General features: G+C 40.1%; 19 protein-coding genes. 10 read left to right on the top strand and 9 right to left on the bottom strand.

The annotated features are described in order from the left end of the window. Nucleotides 1-33 precede the first annotated feature (33 nt). A complete protein-coding gene (locus FHG08_RS16115; protein WP_178957057.1) occupies nt 34-900 on the bottom strand; it encodes a LysR family transcriptional regulator in 867 nt (288 codons plus the stop codon). A 104-nt stretch (nt 901-1,004) separates the two neighbouring features. Here FHG08_RS16115 and FHG08_RS16110 point away from each other — a divergent pair, with 104 nt between their 5' ends. Then, complete coding sequence (locus tag FHG08_RS16110) at nt 1,005-1,505, top strand: lactoylglutathione lyase family protein (RefSeq protein ID WP_008130525.1); 501 nt, start codon at nt 1,005-1,007, stop codon at nt 1,503-1,505. Between the two features lie 158 nt (nt 1,506-1,663). Next, nucleotides 1,664-2,107: an N-acetyltransferase gene (locus FHG08_RS16105; RefSeq protein ID WP_178957056.1), complete on the top strand. Its 444-nt coding sequence runs from the start codon at nt 1,664-1,666 to the stop codon at nt 2,105-2,107. A 38-nt stretch (nt 2,108-2,145) separates the two neighbouring features. On the opposite strand, the gene FHG08_RS16100 is transcribed toward FHG08_RS16105, so the two are convergent. After that, the gene (locus tag FHG08_RS16100) at nt 2,146-2,565 is read right to left on the bottom strand and encodes a hypothetical protein (protein ID WP_178957055.1); all 420 of its coding nucleotides are present in this window, start codon (nt 2,563-2,565) and stop codon (nt 2,146-2,148) included. 153 nt (nt 2,566-2,718) lie between these two features. Here FHG08_RS16100 and FHG08_RS16095 point away from each other — a divergent pair, with 153 nt between their 5' ends. After that, nucleotides 2,719-3,651: a ChaN family lipoprotein gene (locus tag FHG08_RS16095; RefSeq protein ID WP_178957054.1), complete on the top strand. Its 933-nt coding sequence runs from the start codon at nt 2,719-2,721 to the stop codon at nt 3,649-3,651. Nucleotides 3,652-3,690: 39 nt separating this feature from the next. Here FHG08_RS16095 and azu read toward each other — a convergent pair whose 3' ends face one another. Genes azu through FHG08_RS16070 form a run of 5 tightly spaced genes read right to left on the bottom strand, consistent with a single transcriptional unit; the run spans nt 3,691 to nt 7,520 of the window. Next, a complete protein-coding gene (gene azu / locus FHG08_RS16090; RefSeq protein ID WP_054201529.1) occupies nt 3,691-4,140 on the bottom strand; it encodes an azurin in 450 nt (149 codons plus the stop codon). Continuing rightward, on the bottom strand, nt 4,137-4,880 hold the full coding sequence (locus FHG08_RS16085) for a HugZ family protein (RefSeq protein WP_090495265.1): 744 nt from the start codon (nt 4,878-4,880) through the stop codon (nt 4,137-4,139). Before FHG08_RS16085 ends, azu begins: the two co-directional genes overlap by 4 nt. Beyond that, entirely contained in the window at nt 4,877-5,665 is a 789-nt protein-coding gene (locus tag FHG08_RS16080) for a heme ABC transporter ATP-binding protein (RefSeq protein WP_178957053.1), read from the bottom strand. The genes FHG08_RS16085 and FHG08_RS16080 overlap by 4 nt, the downstream gene beginning before the upstream one ends. After that, nucleotides 5,662-6,714, bottom strand: coding sequence for an iron ABC transporter permease (locus FHG08_RS16075; RefSeq protein WP_010388750.1), 1,053 nt, complete (start codon nt 6,712-6,714; stop codon nt 5,662-5,664). Before FHG08_RS16075 ends, FHG08_RS16080 begins: the two co-directional genes overlap by 4 nt. Beyond that, a complete protein-coding gene (locus FHG08_RS16070) occupies nt 6,711-7,520 on the bottom strand; it encodes a hemin ABC transporter substrate-binding protein (protein ID WP_138595385.1) in 810 nt (269 codons plus the stop codon). Before FHG08_RS16070 ends, FHG08_RS16075 begins: the two co-directional genes overlap by 4 nt. A gap of 137 nt (nt 7,521-7,657) precedes the next feature. Between FHG08_RS16070 and FHG08_RS16065 the strand changes: the two genes are divergently transcribed. After that, nucleotides 7,658-9,739: a TonB-dependent hemoglobin/transferrin/lactoferrin family receptor gene (locus FHG08_RS16065; protein ID WP_178957052.1), complete on the top strand. Its 2,082-nt coding sequence runs from the start codon at nt 7,658-7,660 to the stop codon at nt 9,737-9,739. Between the two features lie 205 nt (nt 9,740-9,944). On the opposite strand, the gene FHG08_RS16060 is transcribed toward FHG08_RS16065, so the two are convergent. Then, nucleotides 9,945-12,020, bottom strand: a complete 2,076-nt coding sequence (locus tag FHG08_RS16060) for a TonB-dependent siderophore receptor (RefSeq protein ID WP_178957051.1) — start codon at nt 12,018-12,020, stop codon at nt 9,945-9,947. 162 nt (nt 12,021-12,182) lie between these two features. Between FHG08_RS16060 and FHG08_RS16055 the strand changes: the two genes are divergently transcribed. The 6 genes from FHG08_RS16055 to FHG08_RS16030 all read left to right on the top strand — a co-directional run bounded on the left by FHG08_RS16055 (nt 12,183) and on the right by FHG08_RS16030 (nt 17,178). Beyond that, on the top strand, nt 12,183-12,809 hold the full coding sequence (locus FHG08_RS16055; protein ID WP_010388742.1) for a fused MFS/spermidine synthase: 627 nt from the start codon (nt 12,183-12,185) through the stop codon (nt 12,807-12,809). Further along, nucleotides 12,796-13,692, top strand: a complete 897-nt coding sequence (locus tag FHG08_RS16050) for a spermidine synthase (RefSeq protein ID WP_178957050.1) — start codon at nt 12,796-12,798, stop codon at nt 13,690-13,692. Before FHG08_RS16055 ends, FHG08_RS16050 begins: the two co-directional genes overlap by 14 nt. Nucleotides 13,693-13,769: 77 nt before the next feature. Further along, the gene (locus FHG08_RS16045) at nt 13,770-14,483 is read left to right on the top strand and encodes a type 1 glutamine amidotransferase (RefSeq protein ID WP_178957049.1); all 714 of its coding nucleotides are present in this window, start codon (nt 13,770-13,772) and stop codon (nt 14,481-14,483) included. A gap of 90 nt (nt 14,484-14,573) precedes the next feature. Further along, nucleotides 14,574-15,050: a MarR family winged helix-turn-helix transcriptional regulator gene (locus FHG08_RS16040; protein ID WP_178957048.1), complete on the top strand. Its 477-nt coding sequence runs from the start codon at nt 14,574-14,576 to the stop codon at nt 15,048-15,050. A 2-nt stretch (nt 15,051-15,052) separates the two neighbouring features. Then, complete coding sequence (locus FHG08_RS16035; RefSeq protein ID WP_178957047.1) at nt 15,053-16,117, top strand: HlyD family secretion protein; 1,065 nt, start codon at nt 15,053-15,055, stop codon at nt 16,115-16,117. An 11-nt stretch (nt 16,118-16,128) separates the two neighbouring features. After that, nucleotides 16,129-17,178 (top strand): DUF2955 domain-containing protein, encoded by a 1,050-nt coding sequence (locus tag FHG08_RS16030; protein ID WP_178957046.1) that lies wholly within the window; start codon nt 16,129-16,131, stop codon nt 17,176-17,178. 58 nt (nt 17,179-17,236) lie between these two features. On the opposite strand, the gene arfB is transcribed toward FHG08_RS16030, so the two are convergent. Beyond that, nucleotides 17,237-17,650, bottom strand: coding sequence for an alternative ribosome rescue aminoacyl-tRNA hydrolase ArfB (gene arfB / locus FHG08_RS16025; RefSeq protein WP_010388730.1), 414 nt, complete (start codon nt 17,648-17,650; stop codon nt 17,237-17,239). Nucleotides 17,651-17,790: the final 140 nt, after the last annotated feature.

Raw genomic sequence — 17,790 nt, 5'->3', positions numbered from 1 at the left:
TAAAGGGGCTTTACGGGCGCTGATTAAGGTGCCCTAGCCTGCTTTTATTGCGTCAATAACGCAATGCATACGCTTTGCTAACGGCCTATTTCGGTGATGGCACACATAAATATTTTCGCTAATTGGTTTGGTTAAATGATGCGTTTTAATAAGCGCAGGTTTATTAAAAGCACTTACTGCGTGTGCGGGTAAAACCGTAAAACCCAGCCCTAAACTTACCGGCTCCAGTATTAAACTTATTTGGTTAGAAAACCCCGTTTGCTTAATTTGATCAACATGTTCAAATTCACTGTAGTTTTCGCTAAGTAAAAGCTGCGCATGATGTTTTGCATCGGGGTGGCCAATAAAGCCAAGCTCACATAAAACCTCCCACGTTGGGTTTTCTATATGTGCGGGCGTTACTAATAATAGGGATTCTTTACCAATTTTGTGGCTGGTAACTTCACTAAGGGTAGGCGCTTGAGTTAAAAAGCCAATATCGGCACTATGATTGGCCACCGCTTGTTCAACATTGGTATTTGGAGCAAAGCGGTAATCTATAATTAGCTTCTTGTGCTCTACTTGCAGTGCTAATAGTTGATTGTAAAACTTTAGCCCGCAACTGCCTGGCGACTGTATTTTTACTAAACCGCTGTAAGGTGAATCATCTTTTAATTGCTGCTCTAAAAACTGCCATTCTTTTAATAATAAGCTGCCTTGCTGATACAAGTTTTGCCCATGTACGGTAAGCGTAAATTGTTTACCGTGGCGCTCAAGCAAGGCGCAATCTACTTGCTGCTCTAACTTTTTTATATGTTGGCTTACGCCTGACTGGGTCATATAAAGGCGCTCGGCGGTTTGGGTAAAATGGTTTACCTCAACTAAAGTACAAAACGTGTTTAACCATGTAGGATTTATCATTACAAAATATACTCAAAATGATGATTAATGATAATTTTACTTAATGTTGGTCAATTCGTAAACTAACTCCATCAACTAAACATAGTTAAGTAGGAGTATTTATTATGAGTCATACATATCCACGTAGTTTTTCGCACATTGGTATTTCAGTACCGGATGTTGAAAAAGCCGTAGAGTTTTACACTAAGGTGATGGGCTGGTACACCATAATGGAGCCTACCGTGATCACTGAAGATAACAGCCCAATTGGCGAAATGTGTACCGATGTATTTGGTCCAAATTGGGAAAAATTCAAAATAGCGCATCTTTCAACAGGCGACCGTATTGGTGTCGAAATTTTCGAATTTAAAGACCAAGAAAACCCTAAAGACAACTTTGAATACTGGAAAACCGGTATCTTCCACTTCTGTGTACAAGACCCAGATGTAGAAGGGTTAGCGGATCGTATTGTTGCTGCAGGTGGTAAAAAGCGTATGCCAGAGCCACGTTACTACTACCCTGGCGAAAAGCCGTACCGCATGATCTACATGGAAGACCCGTTTGGTAACATCCTTGAGATTTACAGCCACAGTTACGAGCTTATATACAGCGCTGGTGCTTATTAAAAGCATTTAGCTTAAAGTATTTAGTAAAAACAAAGGCCGCAGTATTTATTACTGCGGCTTTTTGTGCCTAAAAAGAATACATTGCCTAGGTGAATTAGTGCTGATAACGTGATAAAACAAAACTACTTATAACTCCATGTTTTAAATTAAGGACAATAATGAACATTTCATTGGAAGATGTCACCTCTGCTAATTACGAAGAGGTATGCGATTTAGACGTTACCAAAGCGCAACAAGATTACGTAGCGAGTAATATGTGGTCGTTAGTTGAGTCTCATTATAATGTTGGGCATACCTGTAAAGCTATTTACCAAAATAATAAGCCTGTAGGCTTTTTTATGTGGGTGCAAGAAACCCCTACAAAAGTTTCTATTTGGCGTTTTATGGTAGATGAACATCATCAAAATAAAGGTATTGGCCGCCAAGCACTATTCATGGCAATTGCAGAGATTAAAACGACCTCTAAGCTTGAACAAATCGAGATTTGTTATAACCCGCAAAACCCTGTAGCTAAGGATTTTTATTCTAGTTTTGGGTTTGAAGAAGTTGGCCTAGATGAAGACGAAGAAGATATGTTAGCCATTATTAATATAAAAAGTTAACCCAATTTTGTTTAGCGCGTTGCTTATTGCCATAAAAATTAGTGCTTAGTAAGGTGTGGAGGATGTTGCAGTGCTAATTTTTTTAGCTGTGTAATGCATGAAAGCACTAAGTCATGATATTCATCATCGCTATACAATATCTCGTTTAGCAGATTAATAGATTGTATGAGTGCATTGTGCGCAGCACTTTGTTCGTCTAAAAAGTGAAGTGTGGAATAAAGGCGCTCTGTAAGTGAGGTAATTTGTATGATTTGCTGTTTATTCGCACAGTTATACATTTGAGCTAATAAGGACGCACTTTCAAGTGCACACCCCAAATACGGCAATGCTTGTGCAAATTTGTATCGTTTAAACAGCGCTTCGCCACTTAGCTGCGCATTTTGAATATCTATAATTGCTTGCTCTGGTTGACATAAAACATGTTGTTTGTGTCGAGCACATAAAAAAGGTAATGCCATGTTACGTTCCATATCTGTTTATTTTTTAAGACTGTAAAACAGAAACTCCAAAACATCAAATGATAATTGTTTTTATTTGTATTTGTAGGTTTAAAGCAGTTTGTTGTGTATACTAACTTCATTGTTTTGATTCTTATTTTTATAAAAACCGATATGAAAAACCCATTTTTAGCACTTGTTTTACTCAGTGGATTATCAGGCTGCAGTATAAACACAGTATCAGTATCTCAAAGTTCATCCTTGTATAATTACGGGCTTTATAATGCAAATGGCCAGCGAGTTAATTCAATATTGTCAGAATCCACGCTTTTGAATGCCGATGTTGTTTTAGTCGGTGAATGGCATACACACCCCGGTGTGCACTTATTTCAGGCTGAGCTGTTTCAGCAATTAAGCACGCAAAATAAGCCTATTGCTCTATCGCTTGAGCAATTTAGTCGCGCTGATCAGCAAACACTAAACCTATACCTTGAGAGTAAAATTGGCGAACAATACTTAATTGATAACACTAAGGCTTGGCCTAATTATAAGAGCGATTATCGTGCGTTAGTGGAATTGGCGAAGATACAAAATAGCGATGTAATAGCTGCAAATGCGCCTAAACACATTGTTACCTGTATTGGTCGCCAAGGTATTAATTATATTAATAAACTCGACCCACAACAGCGTAGTTTTATTGCAAAAGAGATAGATACTTCTCCAAGCCTTTATAAAGAACGCTTTATGCAATCCATGCATCATGGAACGGCGAGTAAAAACGAAAAACTTTACGCCGCGCAAGTTACTTGGGACGAAACCATGGCTGAGTCTATCGTTAACTATATTAGTCAAAATAAGGGCAAGCAGGTTATACATTTAGCCGGTGATTTTCATGTGAGAAATGGTGAAGGCATAGCGCGGGTAATTAAGCGAATTGCCCCAGAGCTTAATGTTGTATGGGTTTCGCCAGTATCAAAAGTACAATCTGAGCAAAGTGGTTATCAATTAGAAGTTAACGCTTTGCCTGCTCGCTATGTGCAAAAAGCACATCAACAAGCTGCATTTAAAGCTTTAGCCAAACGAGGGGAGAAAACACAGTGCCAATAATAGGTTGGTACTGTGTTTGTGTAATACACTTTTTAATATTTACTTAAGCGTAAATGTGCCTTTCATCATGGCGTAATGGCCAGGAAAAGAGCAAAAGAAAGTGTAATCGGTTCCGGCGGTTAAGCCGCTGGTTTTAAAAGTAACTTCGGTTGTTTTACCGCCGCCAATAATGTCTGTAGCACCAATCACGCGACTATCATTAGGCTTTATGTAGTGGTTGCTAAGCCCTGCAGCGTTGCCATCTGTGATGATACCTTGCATGTTTTGCTCAGTAGATAGCACCCAGTTATGGCCCATTACATTAGCAGGTAATTTACCGGTGTGACTAAGTTGAACGGTCACTTGCTTACAGCTTTTAGGGGCGCTTAGTGTTTTAGTTGAAAACTGCATCATATCGTTTGCATCTATATTTAGTGTGCATTCGTCTGCATATGCTGTATTGGCACTCAGTAGCAGTGTAGTGCTTAGTAAGGCTATTAATTTTTTCATACTGTCTCCGCTAGTTGATTTGAGCTGTTTCGAGCTTGGTTTGTTAAGGCTACAAGTGCTTTTCGCACGGCTAATGGGCTATCGCACTCGTTCGCAAAATTAATAAAGTAATTACGCTTGTGGCTTTGTATATAAAAGCCTGTGGGTAGTAGGCCGCTCATTATTGGAGTGTTATCGGCTACGTTATAGTGCTGCATTAATATCAGCGACATAGCATCTTGATGATCTTCATTCATATGAGTGATCATGCTTTGCTGCTGGCTTTCATCCCACTTTTTAGGCTGAGCTTGCCACTCGTTTTGCTCAAGCCAAAATATTTTTCCAAAACCGCCAATATAACGCACCCGTACTACATCTAATTGCCAAAGCTGAAAATCATGCGCATTGCGATAGCTTGCAGCCTCAGGGTACAAAGCTATATATTTATCAAGTAGCACTTCGCTTTGCTCTTTTGCCACAATAGAGCCATCACCTACGAGTGTTACTCGCCCATGTTCGTTTTGATCGCCATAATCGGCGGCATCAAAAATAGTCAGACTCATGCGTGAGTCCTGTTTTAAATTTTTGGTATGCTGAGCTATGTCACTAATAAAAAAGTAGATGCGACCTTGTTCGTCACACATATAAGGTGTAACAGAGCCAAACGGATAGCCGCGTAAATTATTTGAAATGGTCGACATTACGCCGGCATGGGTTTTAAAAACGAGCGTACGTGCGTCGTTTAATGCTTGCTCTCTCATGAAAACTCCTGACGTTGAGAAAAAACCATGGGCGCATCGTTATAAGGATGAGGGTTAACGTGCAATTTCATGGCGTACATTTGTTGTAAGTTTTGTGCTGTTAAAACGGTATTTATAGACCCGCTTTGCAGCACTTTTTGGTTGTGTAATAAAATAGCGTTGGTTGCATAAAGGCTTGCTAAATTAAGATCGTGTATAGCAATAATGGCGCTGTTTCCTTGCTCTACAAAGGTTCTAACACAGCTAAGTAAAGTATGTTGATGACGCATATCTAGCGCTGATGTTGGCTCATCGAGCAACATTAATTTAGGCTCAGTTTGCGCAGTAAAAGCATCTAACTGGGCTAATGTGCGTGCCATATGAACACGTTGTTGTTCACCGCCCGAAAGCGCACTCATTCGACGTGTTAGGTAATGGGTTAAATCCATAATTGAGGCATATTTTTGAACTTTATTGGCTTGTGTTTTAAGAGACTCTGTATAGGGATAGCGACCCATAGCAATGAGTTCAAATACACTAAAATCAAAGCCAACATGGTTACTTTGCATCATTACAGCGCGCTTGCTAGCTAATTGCTCTTTAGAAAATGAATGCAAAGGTTTGGTATTAAATAGTATATCTCCCTCAAAGGGATGCATGCCTGCCAAAGTATGCAGTAAGGTCGATTTACCTGCGCCATTTTCGCCTATCAGTGCGACAAGTTGTCCTGCTTGGATATTGCCGCTAATACCCTCTAAAACACGATGGGTGTTAAAGCCTATATTGAGGTTGTTAAACGTGATCATGACCAATCTCGCTTATTTTTAATGATCAAATATATAAATAGTGGAGCGCCAAGTAACGCCGTTATAATGCCAATTGGCAGCTCCGCAGGCATAACAACCAAGCGTGCCAACCAATCTGAAAGTAGCAACACAATCACACCTAAAAGCATACAAAGTGGCAGCATATTCCGTAAATGTGGCCCAACCATGAGGCGTGCGATATGAGGGACAACTAAACCAACAAAGCCAATTAAACCTGTTAGCGCAACTACCGCACCTACGCCCAATGCCACTAATATAATGACGTATAATTTAAGCTTGCTGGTATCTACCCCTAAGTATTGAGCTTGTGATTCACCAATAAGAAGTAAATTCATTGGCTCTTTTAATCGCCATAGCCCGATAAGGCTCAGTAAAAGCAAAGGACTCGCTTGTTTTATATTATCCCAACTCGCACCGCCTAATGAGCCCATGGTCCAATAGTTAATTAACCGCAGTGCGCTGTCATCAGCATAAAAACTTAATAACCCAATAACAGCAAATGCCAATGCATTAATAGCGACACCGACTAATATAAGCGTATTTATATTAATTTGTTTTTGTTGTTTTGAGACTAAATATACCAGCGACGTTACTGATAGTGCGCCCAAAAATGAGGCATAAGGTAAGTAGTGTTGGGCGTTAAAATTAAATTGTGCACTAAGGGCGATAAAAGCAACCGCGACCATTGCAGCGCCTGCGCTTATACCAATAATAGAGGGATCAGCAAGCGGGTTACGACACAGCGCTTGGGTTGCAGCTCCTGTTTGTGCAAGTACTAAACCCACCATCACTGCAAGGACAAAACGAGGCAGGCGTATTTGTGTAACCACATTGATTTGTAGCGCATCAAATTGACTAAAATGTTCAGGAGCTAGCCATGCAATAGCTAAACGCCAATCCCATCCTGCGGCTCCATAGCCTATGCTAAGTAATGTTAAAGCAAAAATACAGCCATAACTTAATAGCATCCACTTATGCGGATTACTCAGTGTTATGGCGTTAAAACGATTCAAAGTTAACGTGCTCATAAGCGTGTTTTATACTCATGCAATGCTTGAATCGCAGTTGCAATACGCGGCGACATGCCCAGTGAAAGTAAGCTGTCCATGACCAGTAACTGACACTCTTGCGCTGCTTTTAATAAACGAAGTGTAGGCTGTTTACAAAAGGCTTGTTTCCCACCAAGGCTTTGCACAACATGCGCTGGCGCCACTAAAAAATCGGGCTGACTTACTGCCAGTACTTCACTGTTAATTGCTTTAAAGCCTGTATGCGTAGCAGCTATATTGGTAATGCCTGCATAGTTAAACAGTAAGTTGGGCACCGTTTCTTGTCCTGCTGCGACGAGCCCACGCTCATTAGCTGAAAGTAAAAACAAAGCGTTGTGGGTCTGTGTTTTTGCTTTAGTAGGTAACGATTTTTTTATTTTAGTAATTAGGTTTTGAGCTTTTAGGTTTGCATCTAAATCACTACCAAGGTGCTTAATTAGCTCAAGTAGTTCATTTACAGATGTCGGCTTTTTATAGTGAATAACCTTCACTCCGGTCGCTTCTATTTGCTTGAGCGCCTGCTCTCTTCCTGCACCTTCAAGTGCAAGTAACGTAGTTGGGCGCATTGAAAGCACTCCCTCAGCGGCTAGGTCTCGATAGTAACCTACCTGTGGCAACTGTGTTGCTTGTTGCGGATACATACTTGATTGGTCAACCGCGACTAAACTATTTTGTTTTTCTAGTGCGTAGATTATTTCAGTTAATGTGCCGCCAGCACTGATCACACGCTCTTTCGCGAGTGCTGATTGAGTGGCTAAAGCCAGAAAAAAAATTAGGTACTTCATAACAAACTCCGATTTTATTTTTTAGTATTATAACCACTTTAATCTAAATGAAAATGATTATCATAATCAATTGATCTTATTTTGGGTTAGTTGTACCATTTAAAAGTAAATAATAACTATTATCATTTGGAGTGGAGATGAATCCCTTTTCTTTTAAATTTACAGCATTAGCCTCTTTGTTAATTAGCTCTGGTAGCACACTGGCCGAAAATGTTATTGACGATCATATTGTGGTTAGTGGCTCTCGTTTTGAACAAAAGCTTGAAGATGTGACTGGCTCAGTAACGGTTATTACCGAACAAGATATTGAGCGTCAGCTCGCTGTAGATTTACAAACTATGTTTAAATACGATCCAAGTATCTCAAGTACTGGCAGTGGCGCAGGCGCGCAAACATTAACTGTACGAGGTGTTGGTGGCAACAGAGTTGTTTTTATTAAAGATGGAAGACGCACAAACGATGGCTACGCTGGCGGCGGCGGTTATTTAGTGGGTCGAAACTACTTTGATGTTGCGGGTGTTAAACAAGTTGAAGTTGCAAAAGGGGCGGCATCATCGCTATACGGTTCTGATGCACTAGGGGGAATTGTAGTAATAACAACTAAAGACCCGAGTGATTATTTAGTGGATCAACAAAGCTTAGTAAAAGTAGCGTTAGGTTATCAAGGCCAAAGCAATCAGGTTGCTGCTGATATTACAGCAGCAAAAGATTTAGGTGACTTTGCTATTAGCGCTGTTTATAGCCATCGCGATAGTGAAGAAGTACAAAACTACGTTGAAGATTTACCAGGTTACGATTCCCGCTCTGATGCTTTACTGCTTAAAGTTGAGCAAAAACTTGATGAAAAGCGGACCCTTAAATATACCTTAGATTACTTTAATCAAACAACAGAGCAAGTAATCACTCCATCCATTCAAGAAACCGAAGACGAAGACACAAATATCTCATTTGCACTCGATTATGATTCAGATATGGCAACAGCTATATTTGATAAATGGTATGGGCAACTATCTTATAGTCGATACGAGCAACAAAGTGACCAAATAAGCGCAGCTAGAAATTACATCGATTATAATGACTACGGGTTTGAGCAAGATATTTTAGGCTTAAAAGCGGTATTTAGTAAGGAAGTTAAAGGAGAAAATACCGAGCATGAATTTGTCTATGGAGTAGATATTGATTTATATGATACTACTCGACCACGCTTAAAAACCCGTGTATTAAATGATGGTACTGTTGATTTTACGAATGAAAAACAAAAAGCATTTCCCGGCGCCGATACTTCTTTAGTTGGTGTATATATGCAAGACAGTATTAAATTTAACGAGACTGATTGGTCGTTAGTTGCGGGTATTCGTTACGATCATTATGCACTTGAAGCCAAAAAAGATGCGTTATACGCTGACGCCGAGCTTGATGATATTACCGAGTCTGCGTTTTCACCAAAGCTGGGTGTGATTTATCAGGTAGACGATAATTTATCTTGGTATGGGCAATATGTTCGAGGCTTTAAAATACCGCCACACGACCAAGCCTATCAAAGCCATGGTGTTGAGCCATTTTATCAAATATTACCAAACGCAGATTTAGACCCTGAAAGCAGTGACTCATTCGAGATCGGATTAAGATACGCAAGTAGCGATATTAGTGTAAATCTAAGTACTTTTTATGCTGCCTATGATGACTTTATCGAAACAACAATCGCGGGTGTTGAGCCAACTTATATTTCTAATGTAAATAAAACATTTTACCAATACCAAAATATTAGCGAAACCCAGATCAGCGGTGTAGAAGCTGGTATTGCTATGTATGTCACCGACGATATTTTATTAGAAGCCAATGTTGCTTACGTAGATGGTGAAAACAAAGACTCTGATCAGCCACTTACTAGTATTAGCCCGTTAAATGGTTCTATATTAGTAAGCACTGAGTTTGGCAATGTTAATTGGACCGCTGCTTGGCGTTTAGCCAAGTCACAGTCTGATGTAGTACTTGATACTAATGGTAATAAAACAACACAAGGTAACGGTTATGGTGTTGTTGATTTATATGCAAATTATCAGTGGCAAGCATGGCAAATGAATGTAGGTTTACTTAACCTACTCGATAAAGAGTACGTACCGTTTGAACTCATTGCCGGTCAATCCAAAGGTACTGATTTTAGCCAATATAGCCAACCAGGACGTAATGTTTCGGCTCGGATAAGCTATCAGTTTTAATTAAAAACAAAAGCCGTATATAAATTATACGGCTTTTTTAATTGCCTTCATATCAATTGAAGAATAACTGTAAAGGGGGTTAACAGCTGCTATGTATTATACAAAACAATAAAAAAAGCGCCTTAACCACTACATTAAGACGCTTTGGATGAAAAGCTAAATAACCAAAGTCGGGTTGAAATAGCTAATCGGGACTATGAAATTGTTAGAATTGATATGCCAATGACATCTTAAATTGAGTAGGCGCACCGGGGTAAACCCATAATGCGTTGTAGCTACTTTGAGCATATTCTTCATCAAAAATATTGTTAACACTGATATTTAACTTGGTGCGCTCGGTTAAGTTTACCTGCCCAAAAATACCAACTAGTTGATAGCTCGGTAAGTTAAATGTTAAATCGGCGGCATCGCCTAATCGCTCACTGGTGTACTGATAACTGGCACCTAGTTCTAGCTCTTTGCCAAGAACGGCCATTTGATGGCTAAGCGTTAGATTTAAGTTATTTTTAGGCACATTGACTAATGGGCTGCCTTTTTTGATTGGCACGCCCCAATCAGCATTTATTATGTCGTTTGCCGTACTGGCATCTATATAAGCGTAAGATAAATTAAACTTTGTATCATCAGTAATATAAGTACTTAAATCGAGTTCAGCACCTTTACTATTTGCTTTACCAATAGGCGCTGAAAAACCAACGTTTACAGGATCGGCTACTAACATATTACTTTTAGTGGCATCAAATAATGCTAGGGTTCCCGTTATGCCTTGGTAGCTAAATTTAGCGCCTACTTCAAATGAGTCACTGTATTCAAAGCCAAATGGGTCGCCATTTGCATCTGTACCACTTAATGGTAAAAAGCCTTCGGAGTAGCTGCTGTATAAGGTTACAGCGTTGTTTAGTTCATATACTAAGCCTACTCGTGGACTTACCTGGCTTTGTGAACTGCTTGAAAGCACACCACTTTTGGTTTCTAAAATGTCTTGATCTACGCTATCGAATCTAAGGCCAACTAATAGCTTAATTTTATCAGTCAGATCCATTTGATCTTGAACGTATATACCATAAGCATCTTGTTGTTCGTTGTTTTCGTAGAGCAAACCTACCTCAGGACGAGCAACGTTATAATTCGGTTGATAAATATCAACTGTGTAAGTGCCATTACCGCCGCGATAACGATAAAGTCCAGTTCGTAAGTCGTATTTGTATGCGTCTGCTCCTATTAATAAGTGATGGGTAATGCCTGCGGTATCAAAATGCCCACTTAGCTCAAATTTAAGGCTAGTATCATCAACTTCATAATCGCGGTAGCGCTGTTGGCGGGTAAGTGTGCGGCCATCATCGAATAATGATTGGCGCGAGGGTGCAAGTTCAGCATCAGACGAAAACCCAGTTAGTGTAGAGCTGCGGTAGTTTGCGCCTACAACGAGTGACCATTCATTGTTTATATCGTGATTTAAAGTTACTTGGTGACCGCGAGAATATACTTGCGTGTCACCATCGTTTGGATTGCCTAAATAGCGTGAGCTAGGAACAGTATTAAAATTATCATTAAGTACAACAACACCACGGTCAAATAGCTGGGCTAAATCAACGTATTCAAATTCATAAGTGATACTGGTTGAAGCGTTTATTTGATGATAAATAGATGGCGTAACCACCTTTTTATGGGTGTACACCTCATCGCGGTAGCTATCGCTATCTTGCCATGCGCCATTTATTCTAAATGCTGTGTTATCGTTAATGCCGTTTGTATAGTCACCTTCAACGCGATTAAAGTTATCACTACCTAAGCTAAGTTTTAGCTCACCCTGTTGCTCAAATTGAGGTTTTTTGGTTACGATATTTACTGTACCGCCGGGTTCTGAGCGCCCGTATAGTGCAGAACCTGGACCTTTTAATACTTCAATGTACTCAATGTTTGATACATCACGAGGGCCGCTGAATCCGCGTCCACCGCTAAAACCATTAATTAAGTAACCCGATGGCATGTTTTCGTTACCCGATAATCCACGAATCGAAAAGCTATCCCATAATGCGCCACTGTTATTTTTACGTGAAATACTGGCAGAAAAATCCAGCGCATCTTGTAATTGAGTTATTCCTTTTTGATCAAGTACCGCGTTATCGAGGGTTTCGATTGATTGTGGCATTTGCTTTTGAGGAATATCGCCTCGGTAAGCTTGTTTATATGTAACCGCAATTTTCTCTATTGGTTGGCTTTGGGCAATGCTTTGTGCGCTTGCACTTAAGCAGGCTAAGTAAATTAATGAGTACTTCATAAAATGCTTTTTGGTAACGTTATATTATAACCAAAACTATAGCATGTGTTACTTTATAACAAAATGTTTTTTTGCGCTCTATGTGTGCGTCTAATTTTTACACTAGCGGCTATACAGCTATCACGTTAAGATGGATGAAAATAACACAATAAGAATAATATAATGTTAACAAAAACAAATGCATTAATTTACTTTTTAGCCTTTAGCAGTGGCTTTAGTATTATGGGAATAGAGCTGTTAGGTGGGCGCATTTTAGCGCCTTACTTTGGCAGTAGCGTACATATCTGGGGCAGTATTATTACGGTATTTATGCTTAGCTTATCATTCGGGTATTTACTGGGAGGGAAGCTGTCTATTCGTCATCCTTCGTTGACCAAATATGGGTTAATCTTTTTAGTTGCCAGTATTATGGTGGTGCCCATTGCTTTGTTTGCTGAGCCAATTATGGCATTTATTTTTTCGCATATTGAAGACAGTCGCTATGGCTCGTTACTCGCCTCAACCGCGTTATTTTTTATACCCACCATTATTTTAGGCATGATCTCGCCCTACTCCGTACGTTTGCTGGTTACCAATAGTGAGCGCAGCGGCCAAGTGGCTGGCGGCCTTTATTTTGTAAGTACCTTAGGCAGTGCGCTGGGCACCATTATTACCTCTTTTTATATGGTACTGGCGTTTGATGTTAACACCATTATTTTAGGTTTTGCTGGTGTGTTGGGCACGCTTGGGCTAATTGCTATTAGCTTTGATAAACTTAAAGTGCGAGAGGCCGTTTATGCACAAGCTTAAATTATTGTTTATTAGTATAATGGCGCTGCTATTTTCAGCTCACAGTATGAGTAATGTTGTGCATAAAGAGCGCTCTTTATACCGAAATCTACTCGTTGAAGAAACTGGCGATTTACGCTGTTTAAAGTTTGATGAAAAAACTCGACAAAGCAGCCAAAGTTGCATGTACATTAGCGACCCTAAAAAACTGGTATTTAATTATACTAAGCTGGCTTTTTCTAGTTTATTACTGATTGATAACCCTAAAAATGTGCTCATTATTGGTTTAGGTGGCGGTACGCTTTCTAATATGATTCATGAGCTATACCCAAAGGCACGCATTGAAAATGTTGAAATAGATCCTTCGGTAATTAAAGTGGCGCGCGATTATTTTAACTTTATAGAAACCGATAACGTAACTGCTAAAGTACAAGATGGGCGTATTTTTATTAAACGTGCGGCGCTTAAAAGCCAGCAATTTGATTGGATTATTTTAGATGCGTTTAATGGCGATTACATTCCTGAGCACCTACTCACAAAAGAGTTTTTTGAAGAAATAAAAAGCGTATTAGCCGAAGGCGGAATTGTTGCTGCTAACACGTTTTCATCAAGTAAACTTTATGAACATGAGTCGGCAACTTATCATGCGGTATTTGGCGATTTTATTAATGTAACAGCCAATAATAATAGTAATCGTATTATTTTAGCCGGTTATAGCAATATCCCTACAGAGCAACAAATAGCGCAGCGGGTGACGCAGCTAGCTCCGTTACTTGCCCCTTATGACGTAGATATAAAGGCAATTAGCCAGCGTATGTTTTTCACCAAAGATGGTAAAGATTGGCCAAGTGATACTAAGGTGCTGACTGATCAATACTCTCCAGCTAATTTACTTAACTTTTAGCGGCTGATATCACATGGTCACTTATATCCGGTGACCCTAGGGTATTATTAAACAGATAATATTTTAAGGAAACGGCAATGCACATTCACTTTATTATTCATGAACATTTTGAAGCGCCAGGCGCTTATGAAGCTTGGGCTAAAATGAATGGCCATACGTTGTCTTATACCCGTATTTATTTAGCTGAACCCTTACCAAAACACACCGATAATATAGACTTTTTAATCGTAATGGGTGGGCCACAATCGCCCGCTACATCGTTTGCAGAATGCCCTTATTTTGATAGTAAAAAAGAACAAGCCTTTATTGCCAGCGCGATCACGGCAAACAAAGTGGTGTTAGGCGTTTGTTTGGGGTCGCAATTAATTGGTGAAGCGTTAGGCGCGACTTATCAACCTAGTCCAGAAAAGGAAATTGGTAAGTTTGCTATTACCCTCACCGATGCAGGCTTGAATCATCCGTTATTTAGCCATTTTGGCAGTGAGCTTAATGTGGGGCATTGGCATAACGATATGCCCGGGCTGACTGCTACGGCCAGTATTATTGCCTATAGCGAAGGTTGTCCAAGGCAAATAGTCGCTTATAGCGATTTAGTATTTGGTTTTCAATGCCACATGGAATTGACCACCGAGGTGGTTACCCTCCTCATTGCCAACGATGATTTAACCAATGCCCATAATTACCGCTTTGTTGAACAGCCCGAAAAGCTCTTAAGTCACGATTATGATGAGATGAACAATAAGCTTTATACTTTCTTAGATAAGCTTGCCGTACACTATTTATCTAAATAATACTTATTTACGTGAAGTTAAAATGCCAATTATTTACTTAGCCTGCTAACTAATGCTAAAATTTGCTGATATTCACAAGTAAGAGTTCCTATGAGTAGCAATATTCCTTTTCATGAAACACTCGATTTAACTTTATGCGGCAATATGGGTCGAGTGCACCGCTTATGTCGAGAAGCGGTAACATTAGCGGTTGAGCCGCTAGGTTTAACTCAGTCGCGCTGGACGGCGATGATTCACTTACATCATTTACCTTTAGGGGCTACGCAGCAAGCGCTGGCGACTAGCTTAGGTATTGAAATGCCCTCATTAACGCGCACCATTAAGCAATTAGAGCTGCAAAATCTAGTTATTCGACAAGTTGATGAACACGATAAACGCAGTAAAAAATTGTACTTTACCGATGAGGGTATAAAGTTATTAGAACACTTAAAAGAGTTAACAAGCGATATTAAACAGCGTTTATATGCAGGTTTAAGCACGGAGCAGCTTGATGGTATGGCGCATAGTTTAGTGCAAATGGAAGAAAACGCGCGGCGTTGTATTGTAAGCTTATCTGGAGATAAATAAGTATGACACCCGATCAAAAATTTGCTCGCTACGTTAAAGTATCGCTCGTTGGTTTTATTGTTGTATTTTTCTATTATATTGTTGCCGATGTATGGCTACCGGTTACGCCACAAGCACGGGTTTACCATCCGGTTGTGCAAATATCGCCGCAAATAAACGGCCGTGTTACCGATGTATTGGTTAGTAATAACCAAACGGTTAAAGCGGGTGATGTATTATTTGAAATAGACAAAAATACTTACCAACTAGCACTTGAGCAAGCGCAGCTCGCGCTTGATGATGCCAAACTGCAAAATAAACGACTTGATACCAACGTAAAAGCGCTGGAGGCACAAATAAGTGCAGCTAACGCTAAATTGCATGAGCAGCAGCTATTAAAAAAGCGTGGCGAAACACTCTACAAACAAAACTCTATTTCGGAGCAAGAGCTTGAAAGCATTCGTGCAAATTTTGCAGCAAGCGAATCTAATTTAGCTGCCTTTGAAGCACAGTTGGCAGAAGCTGTTTTAGCGCGTGGCGATTCAGGGCAAGATAACTTAGCACTGCGCCATGCAGCAAACCAGTTAGCACAAGCTGAGCTTAATTTATCTTATACGCAAGTGCGTGCTTTAAGTGATGGCGTTGTAGCTAATTTACAGTTACTTGAGGGCTCCTATGCGGTTGCGGGTAAGCCATTACTCGCGGTTGTAGCAAAAAAAGCAGATTTGGTAGCCGATTTTCGTGAAAAGTCACTATTAAACATGCAGCCAGGCAGTTTAGCAAAAGTGGTATTTGATAGCCGACCTGGTGAAGTATTCGACGCAAAAATTGAAATATTTGAGGCCGGTGTCAGTGACGGACAACTTAGTGCGAATGGATTGCTTAGCACCACCGAAACCAGCAATCGCTGGGTTCGGGATGCGCAGCGTCAGCGTATTCACTTAGTGCTGCCAAATAACAATCAGCTTATAAATAATATGCCCAGTGGTGCGCGTGCCACTGTGCAGTTACTTCCACAATCGGCTATAGGTCAATGGTTGGGATCAGTACAGATCCGCTTTATTAGTTGGTTACATTACATTTATTAGTGGGGCGAGTAATGACACAACATGTTAGCCAAGCGCCACAACTCGATTCAAATGGTTTACGCCAAGCGCTACGGATTGCTGGCGGCTGCACTATTGGTTTTACTTTGTGCAAGTTAATGAATTGGCCCAATGGAATATTTTTTACAGTTTACCCTATGTTATTACTCGGTTTAGTGCCAAGTATTAACAAAGGCGTGATCCGTCAATTTGTTGCCAGTGCTGCCTACAGTGCGTTTATAGTGCTTATTTTACAGGGCTTACTTTCACACTTGCCGGTGTTAATGACGCTCATTATTTTTGCTAGTTTTTGCGTGTTATTTTACTTAATGAGCTCTGGTGGTGCGTTTTTATTTGGTGCGTTAGGTGCGGTGAGTTTATCGATTCAGTTACATTTTGCCAGTCATGTTGATCAAGCTAGTAGCATTTACCCGCTTATTTTAAGTAATGGTGTGGCTATTTTTATTACTATTATTATTGCGCTCTTGATGCATGGCTTGTTTCCTGACGTGACAGCGCGACCCATGCGCGCTGTATCGCACAAGGATAAAGAAAGTATTCGTCACGAGGTGTTGTTATGTGCCACGGTTGCGACTTTGTCGTTTGTGGTTTTTCAGGTGCTTGATTTGCAAGATTCAATTTCGGCGCAAGCGGCATCTATTTTAATTTTATTTTCGCTGTGTTTTAAAGCGGCGGGCACCGCAAGTTGGCAACGTATTATTGGTACACTGATAGGTTGTAATGCTGCTTTAGTTGCGCAATTGTTTTTGTATAACCATACCGACGTTTTACTTTTTCCGGTGGCTATATTATGGATTTTATCTTTTATATTCAGTCGTTTTCATATTTTAGGTGGTGGTCCACCGGGGGTTGGGTTTGGGGTATTGACCACTTTTGGGATTTTATTTGGTCAGTCGTTAGGCCCTGGGCAAGATTTAATATACAGCGCCATGTATCGATTTAGCTCGGTGGCTGTTGCAGTAACAGTAAGCTTAAGCGCAGTGTATGTAGTGCATCGAATCCTAAACCGATTTAGCGTCACCCGCCATCATACTTATGATTAAATTAAAGGCTGCATTCGCAGTCTTTTTTATGTGCTTAACCAGAGTCAGGTTACTTAAGTTACAGCTTAATATTACCGCGGAGAGCTTTGGTTTGGCCGTGTTTGGTTTTTTTATCCATACGTTTACGCTGTGAGTTACGGCTAGGTTTGGTAGCACGACGTGCCTTATTAACCTTTGTGGCGCTTAAAATTAGATCTTTTAGCCGTTTAAGCGCATCTTCCCTGTTGAGCTCTTGAGTGCGGTGGCTCTGGGCTTTAATTATCAATACCCCTTCTTTGGTGATCCTTGAATCTTTTAAAGCAAGTAATCGTTCTTTATAAAATTCGGGCAATTTAGAGCGGTTTATATCAAAGCGTAAGTGTATAGCACTGGCTACCTTATTAACATTTTGTCCGCCAGCGCCTTGCGAGCGAATAGCGCTTAGCTCTACTTCCCATTCATCAATGGTTACGCTGTTTGAAATAGTTAACATAGTGCCCCGCTCTTTTTGCAAAAAAATGTATTATAACATCAGTACATTGACTTGTGGTGATTCAACTAATTAGATAGGCGGCCATTGCTATTTTCAATCTAATAATTGCTAAATAAACACATAAAAAAGAATTTACTCTA

The organism is Pseudoalteromonas sp. Scap03, from assembly GCF_013393115.1.
GTDB lineage: Bacteria > Pseudomonadota > Gammaproteobacteria > Enterobacterales > Alteromonadaceae > Pseudoalteromonas.
This window is presented reverse-complemented; position numbering and strand designations above follow the sequence as displayed.

Bases quoted from the DNA above. Each gene is read 5' to 3' on its own strand.
- FHG08_RS16030 (WP_178957046.1), top strand. From the start codon at position 16,129: ATGACACAACATGTTAGCCAAGCGCCACAACTCGATTCAAATGGTTTA.
- FHG08_RS16040 (WP_178957048.1), top strand. From the start codon at position 14,574: ATGAGTAGCAATATTCCTTTTCATGAAACACTCGATTTAACTTTATGC.
- FHG08_RS16095 (WP_178957054.1), top strand. From the start codon at position 2,719: ATGAAAAACCCATTTTTAGCACTTGTTTTACTCAGTGGATTATCAGGC.
- FHG08_RS16110 (WP_008130525.1), top strand. From the start codon at position 1,005: ATGAGTCATACATATCCACGTAGTTTTTCGCACATTGGTATTTCAGTA.
- FHG08_RS16100 (WP_178957055.1), bottom strand. From the start codon at position 2,565: ATGGCATTACCTTTTTTATGTGCTCGACACAAACAACATGTTTTATGT.
- FHG08_RS16075 (WP_010388750.1), bottom strand. From the start codon at position 6,714: ATGAGCACGTTAACTTTGAATCGTTTTAACGCCATAACACTGAGTAAT.
- FHG08_RS16060 (WP_178957051.1), bottom strand. From the start codon at position 12,020: ATGAAGTACTCATTAATTTACTTAGCCTGCTTAAGTGCAAGCGCACAA.
- azu (WP_054201529.1), bottom strand. From the start codon at position 4,140: ATGAAAAAATTAATAGCCTTACTAAGCACTACACTGCTACTGAGTGCC.
- FHG08_RS16080 (WP_178957053.1), bottom strand. From the start codon at position 5,665: ATGATCACGTTTAACAACCTCAATATAGGCTTTAACACCCATCGTGTT.
- FHG08_RS16035 (WP_178957047.1), top strand. From the start codon at position 15,053: ATGACACCCGATCAAAAATTTGCTCGCTACGTTAAAGTATCGCTCGTT.
- FHG08_RS16045 (WP_178957049.1), top strand. From the start codon at position 13,770: ATGCACATTCACTTTATTATTCATGAACATTTTGAAGCGCCAGGCGCT.
- FHG08_RS16050 (WP_178957050.1), top strand. From the start codon at position 12,796: ATGCACAAGCTTAAATTATTGTTTATTAGTATAATGGCGCTGCTATTT.
- FHG08_RS16065 (WP_178957052.1), top strand. From the start codon at position 7,658: ATGAATCCCTTTTCTTTTAAATTTACAGCATTAGCCTCTTTGTTAATT.
- FHG08_RS16085 (WP_090495265.1), bottom strand. From the start codon at position 4,880: ATGAGAGAGCAAGCATTAAACGACGCACGTACGCTCGTTTTTAAAACC.
- arfB (WP_010388730.1), bottom strand. From the start codon at position 17,650: ATGTTAACTATTTCAAACAGCGTAACCATTGATGAATGGGAAGTAGAG.
- FHG08_RS16055 (WP_010388742.1), top strand. From the start codon at position 12,183: ATGTTAACAAAAACAAATGCATTAATTTACTTTTTAGCCTTTAGCAGT.
- FHG08_RS16115 (WP_178957057.1), bottom strand. From the start codon at position 900: ATGATAAATCCTACATGGTTAAACACGTTTTGTACTTTAGTTGAGGTA.
- FHG08_RS16105 (WP_178957056.1), top strand. From the start codon at position 1,664: ATGAACATTTCATTGGAAGATGTCACCTCTGCTAATTACGAAGAGGTA.
- FHG08_RS16070 (WP_138595385.1), bottom strand. From the start codon at position 7,520: ATGAAGTACCTAATTTTTTTTCTGGCTTTAGCCACTCAATCAGCACTC.